Origin of the sequence: Amaricoccus sp. W119 (assembly GCF_047275745.1) — a bacterium.
In the GTDB taxonomy this organism is placed as follows: Bacteria; Pseudomonadota; Alphaproteobacteria; order Rhodobacterales; family Rhodobacteraceae; genus Amaricoccus.
In genome coordinates, this window is record NZ_JBKQWU010000229.1 from 1 (window position 1) to 526 (window position 526).

General features: G+C 67.7%; 1 protein-coding gene and 1 pseudogene. Both read left to right on the forward strand.

Features of this window, described 5'->3' with window-relative positions; all coding sequences use genetic code 11:
- Positions 1-340 (forward strand): annotated as a pseudogene (locus tag ACLJK8_RS23155) (hypothetical protein); the annotation flags it as partial.
- On the forward strand, positions 337-526 hold a 190-nt coding region (tnpB, locus tag ACLJK8_RS23160; protein ID WP_413152723.1), incomplete at its 3' end, for an IS66 family insertion sequence element accessory protein TnpB. The pseudogene ACLJK8_RS23155 and the gene tnpB, both read left to right, overlap by 4 nt.

Here is a 526-nt window from a genome sequence, read left to right on the forward strand (position 1 = left end):
ATCCGAGGTCTCCGCGCTCGAAGCTCCTCCGTGCTCATTCTCACCCATCTCAACACCTCCGTCGGCCCAAATTAAGCCGTCTGGGATGTCTCAAGAAACCCTGGGGCGGAGGACTCCGAGGTTCACGCCGGACCCTGACGCCGGGCCGACGGAGGATCTCCGCTTCCTGCCCGTCGAGATCGTCGAGCCTTCGGGTCGAGACGATGCGCGCGCGCCGGTCGATGCTGGCGACCCGGTGGGCACGATCGAGATCGAGCTCGTTGGTGGCCACCGGATGCGGATCAATGGCGGCTACGATCCCGAGGCATTGGCCCGGTTGATCCGGGGTCTGTCCGGATGATCTCGGTACCGGCCACCACGCGGGTCTGGCTCGCGGCCGGGGTCACGGACATGCGTCGCGGCTTCACCGCGCTCGCGGCCCAGGCCGAGGCGACGCTCCAGCAGGATCCGTTCACCGGGCATCTCTTCGTGTTCCGCGGACGGCGCGGCGATCTGGTGAAGGTGATCTGGTGGGACGGCCAGGGCG